Genomic DNA, 315 nt, shown 5'->3' with positions numbered 1-315 from the left:
AAGGAAGCTGCCGATGCCGAAGCCGCGCGAAGCTGGGAGGCGCAAACGGCCGCCAAGTCGGAGGAACAGCAGCGGCAGCTTACGTTCCTGCTCCAGGAGTGGGAGCGGCGGTTCCCGCAGCTTGCGCCGGGCGAAGCGGAGCACGCCTACCGAGAGCTGCGGCGCAAGGATGAAGAAGCTGAGGAAATCAGAGGCAGGCTGGACATCAGCGTGAAATTTCTGGATGAGAAGAGTGGTTCCGTCCAGCTACTGCAGACCAGGATCGCTGAACTGGATAAGGAGCTGGCCGGTTGGACGGCGCAGCATGCGGGCAAA

The 315-nt window shown here is 62.5% G+C and carries 1 protein-coding gene; it reads left to right on the top strand.

Annotated elements, in window-relative coordinates; all coding sequences use genetic code 11:
• A partial coding sequence (locus L691_RS32485; protein ID WP_036735247.1) for a hypothetical protein occupies positions 1–315 on the top strand: 315 nt, incomplete at both ends.

This window comes from Paenibacillus zanthoxyli JH29 (assembly GCF_000520715.1).
Lineage (GTDB): Bacteria > Bacillota > Bacilli > Paenibacillales > Paenibacillaceae > Paenibacillus_AQ > Paenibacillus_AQ zanthoxyli.
Note: the sequence above shows the minus strand (reverse complement) of the source record. Positions and strands in the feature narration are given on the sequence as shown.